The following is a 3,807-nucleotide window of genomic DNA, read 5'->3' as shown; positions in this document are numbered from 1 at the left end:
GGAATCACCGGCTGCTGCATGACGATCAATGACCAAGGACTTCGCGGGCGTTGGAAATCAACTTGTCGGCGATGGCTTCCGGGTTGACCTTGAACGAGCCGTTCTCGATCGCGTCGGAGATGCGCTTGACCTTGTCGGCGTCGAAGTCGGCGCTGGCCGAACTCGTGCCGGTCAGCGACGAGGCCGCGCTCGACAGCGAGACGGTGGTGCTGGCTTCGGGTGCCGCGGCGCCGACGGCCTGGGTGGCCTGCTCGGCGGGCTTGGCGGCAGCCCCTTGTTTCTGCGTGGCGCCACCGACCGCCTGGGTCGGCGCGGCTGCTTCTGCTTGATGGCCGATCTTGATGCTCATGAAGGACTCCTTGGGTCGGGACAGAGGCCCCGGCCTTTCAACATGCACGGTGTATCGGCCCGCCCGGTGGCGACTTGAGGGGTTTCACCCGAATTGTTGTGCCTGGAACAGTTTTTCACAATGCGAGTTCCAACTGGTGTTCCGCCACCGCGACGCCGGTCACGAGACGGCCGCTTTCGGTGCGCACGCGCGCCGGCTGGCCCTCGATGCCGGCGGTCAGCGCCTCGCCCGAGCCGGCCACCGCGTAGCCGTCACCGACGGCCCGGATGCGCACGGTGTCGCCCGGGGCAAACCATTGCCGGGCCTTCAAGGTGGCCTGGCGCACGCCCTGGCCGGCCGCGACCGACCGGGCCAGCGTGCGCCCGACGAGGGCTGCGGCATCCGTCAGCGCCGGGCTGGCGTCCTCGGCGAGGTCGACCTCGGCCTCGCGGACGTCGGCGGCCGCCAGCACCTGGCCGGCCGGCATCGCCTGGGCCATCACCAGCGCCCGGCCCCAGACCTTCACGGTCACCGGCAGATACACATTCCACGGCGTCGCACCCTGGGTGCAGCGCAGCCCGACCCGGGTCTTGCCCCACAGCCGGGTGTTCGGTGTCAKATAAGCCAGGACTTGCTGGCAGGGGGCGAGGCGCAGCCGGGCGTCCAGCGGACCGGCGACGACCTCGACGCGGCCCGGCAGCGTGTTGCTGCCCAGCTGGGCCTGCACGAAGGAGAGCGCCTGCTGCTCGAGCGGCGACGCAGCCGCGGACGGCTGTGCTGCTGAAGCAGCGCAGGCTGTCGCGACAACGACGAAGGCAACAAGGGCAGGGGTTGGGTTCACGCCTCGACTGTAGGAGGGGTGCGCGCCGGGCAAGGCACCGAAATGGCGGACAAACCGGCCGCTATTCCCGCTTATGTTTCAGGAGGCGCTGCCCACAATCCTTTCACATCGCCCATGGCCTCGGCACCGACCGACGCCGCGGACCGAAAGGACACGCCGCCATGCTGAACAATCTGACCAATTCGCTCGACTTCCAGGGCCAGGCGCTTGCGCTGCGCTCGGAGCGCCAGCGTCTGATCGCCGGCAACATCGCGAATGCCGACACGCCGGGCTACGTGGCCCGCGACATGGATTTCGCCCAGGCGCTGCGCGAAGCCACCGGCAGCCAGCAGGGCGCGGCGGTGCCGAAGACCACGCAGGCCGGCCACATCGGCATCGAGAGCGGCCTGACCGGCGCGCGCGCCGAATCGAACCTGCTGTACGCGACCGCCAGCCAGACCAACCTCGACCGCAACACGGTCGACATGGACCGCGAGCGCGCCAACTTCGCCGACAACTCGGTGCACTACGAAGCGACGCTTCGCTTCATCAACGCCAACGTGCGCACGATGCTCGAAGCGATCAAGGGGCAATGATGAGCATGTTCCAGATCTTCAACGTCTCCGGCAGCGCGGTCAGCGCGCAGTCGCAGCGCCTGAACGTGGTCGCGTCCAACCTCGCGAACGTCGACACCGTCGCCGGGCCCGATGGCCAGGCCTACAAGGCGCGGCAGGTCACGTTCCAGACCGAAATGATGGGCCAGATCGGCCAGGCCGGTGCCGCCGCGTCGGCCGGCGTCAAGGTGAGCACGATCTCCGAGGACCAGACCCCCGGCCGCAAGGTGCACGACCCGAAGCACCCGCAGGCCGATGCCGAGGGCTATGTCACCTACAGCAACGTGAACGCGGTCGAGGAGATGGTCAACATGATCTCGGCCTCGCGCTCGTACCAGAACAACGTCGAGGTGATGAACACCGCGAAGACGCTCCTGATGAAGACGCTGCAGATGGGCCAGTGAGCCCTTCAACCTCACTGAACCGGAAAGCACCCCATGGCCGTCGACACCGTCACCAACAACTACGCCGCGCTGAACACGAAGTCGTCCAGCGACAGCAGCGCCACCACCGCGGCCGAGAGCTCGGAGCGCTTCCTGAAGCTGCTGGTCGCGCAGATGCAGAACCAGGATCCGCTGAACCCGATGGACAACGCGCAGGTCACCAGCCAGATCGCGCAGATCAACACCGTCAGCGGCATCGAGAAGCTCAACGGCACGGTGGGCGGCCTGTCGACCCAGTTCCTGCAGATGCAGGCGGTGCAGGGCGCCTCGCTGGTCGGCCGCGAGGTGATCGTGCCGGGCAACAAGATGGACATCGCCGACAAGGTCGGCACGGGCGGCTTCCAGATCGACGCCGCCGCCGACAACGTGAAGGTCGAGATCCAGAACGCCGCCGGCCAGACGCTGCAGACGCTGAACCTCGGCGCGCAGAGCAGCGGGATGAACACCTTCGAGTGGGACGCCGGTGCCTACGACAACACCAGCGGCATCACCTTCAAGGTCACGGCCATGAGCGGGGCCACCACCCTCAAGAGCACCGCACTGATGCGTGACAAGGTCAACGCGATCAGCACGGCCAACAACACCCTGGTGCTGGACCTCGAGAAGGCCGGCGGCGTCACCTACGACCAGGTCAAGGCATTCAACTAAGGACACCACCATGGGCTTCCAGCAAGGTCTCTCCGGTCTGAACGCTTCGAGCAAGAACCTCGAAGTCATCGGCAACAACGTCGCCAACGCCAACACCTTCGGCGCCAAGGCCTCGCGCGCCGAGTTCGGCGACATGTACGCCGCCGCGATGAACGGCTCGGGTGCCAACAACATCGGCATCGGCGTGAACCTGGCGGCGGTGACGCAGCAGTTCACGCAGGGCAGCATCACCACCACCGAGAGCTCGCTCGACGTCGCGATCAACGGCTCGGGCTTCTTCCAGTTGAACGACAACGGCACCACGGTGTACTCGCGCAACGGCCAGTTCCAGGTCAACAAGGACGGCTACATCGTCAGCAACGGCGGGCTCAAGCTGATGGGCTACAAGGCCGACGGCACCGGCACCATCCAGCCCGGCCAGGCCGTGCCGCTGCAGCTGCCCACCGCCGGCATCGACCCCGCCGCGACGAAGAACATCACGCTCGAGATGAACCTCGATTCGCGTGCCGCCACCACGCTGCCGGCGACCACGCCGCAGATCAACCTGTCGGACGCGAAGACCTACAACAACGCCACCTCGCTGACCGTCTACGACGCGAAGGGCCAGGATGTCGCGCTGACCTACTACTTCCAGAAGGCCGGCACCGACCAGTGGAACGTCTACGTGACGGCCAACGGCACCTCGCTGGCGGTCGACGGCGCCGGCGACCCGGCCCCGGTGACGACGATGCAGTTCCCGACCAACGGCGGCAACCCGACCGCGCCGGCCGGGGCCATCACGCTGGACATCCCGGCGACGACCAACGCCGCCGGCGCCGAGACGCTGGCGATCACCGGCGTGCAGCTCGACCTGACGAGCGCGACGCAGTACGGCGCCGGCTTCGGCGTGACCGACCTGAAGCAGGACGGCTACGCGCCGGGCCAGCTGTCGGGCCTGTCGATCGAGGACAACGG

General features: G+C 67.4%; 6 protein-coding genes. 4 read left to right on the top strand and 2 right to left on the bottom strand.

The genetic code is table 11. The features are described 5' to 3' along the window. Positions 1 to 25: 25 nt before the first annotated feature. Positions 26 to 349 carry a flagellar biosynthesis anti-sigma factor FlgM gene (gene flgM / locus AC1D15_RS21405; RefSeq protein ID WP_052211238.1) on the bottom strand — a complete coding sequence of 108 codons (324 nt, stop codon included), beginning with the start codon at positions 347 to 349 and terminating at the stop codon, positions 26 to 28. 115 nt (positions 350 to 464) lie between these two features. After that, complete coding sequence (gene flgA, locus AC1D15_RS21400) at positions 465 to 1,169, bottom strand: flagellar basal body P-ring formation chaperone FlgA (protein WP_477827552.1); 705 nt, start codon at positions 1,167 to 1,169, stop codon at positions 465 to 467. A 161-nt stretch (positions 1,170 to 1,330) separates the two neighbouring features. On the opposite strand from flgA, the gene flgB reads away from it, so the two are divergent. The 4 genes from flgB to AC1D15_RS21380 form a co-directional block, all read left to right on the top strand. Further along, positions 1,331 to 1,744, top strand: a complete 414-nt coding sequence (gene flgB / locus AC1D15_RS21395; RefSeq protein WP_047500519.1) for a flagellar basal body rod protein FlgB — start codon at positions 1,331 to 1,333, stop codon at positions 1,742 to 1,744. Continuing rightward, a complete protein-coding gene (gene flgC, locus AC1D15_RS21390) occupies positions 1,744 to 2,166 on the top strand; it encodes a flagellar basal body rod protein FlgC (RefSeq protein ID WP_465111059.1) in 423 nt (140 codons plus the stop codon). Before flgB ends, flgC begins: the two co-directional genes overlap by 1 nt. A 33-nt stretch (positions 2,167 to 2,199) precedes the next feature. Next, positions 2,200 to 2,853, top strand: coding sequence for a flagellar hook assembly protein FlgD (locus AC1D15_RS21385; protein WP_047500523.1), 654 nt, complete (start codon positions 2,200 to 2,202; stop codon positions 2,851 to 2,853). A 10-nt stretch (positions 2,854 to 2,863) separates the two neighbouring features. Then, the coding region (locus AC1D15_RS21380) for a flagellar hook protein FlgE (protein ID WP_477827551.1) at positions 2,864 to 3,807 on the top strand (944 nt) is incomplete at its 3' end.

The sequence above is a fragment of the Rhizobacter sp. P2_H2 genome, assembly GCF_056403375.1.
Note: the sequence above shows the minus strand (reverse complement) of the source record. Positions and strands in the feature narration are given on the sequence as shown.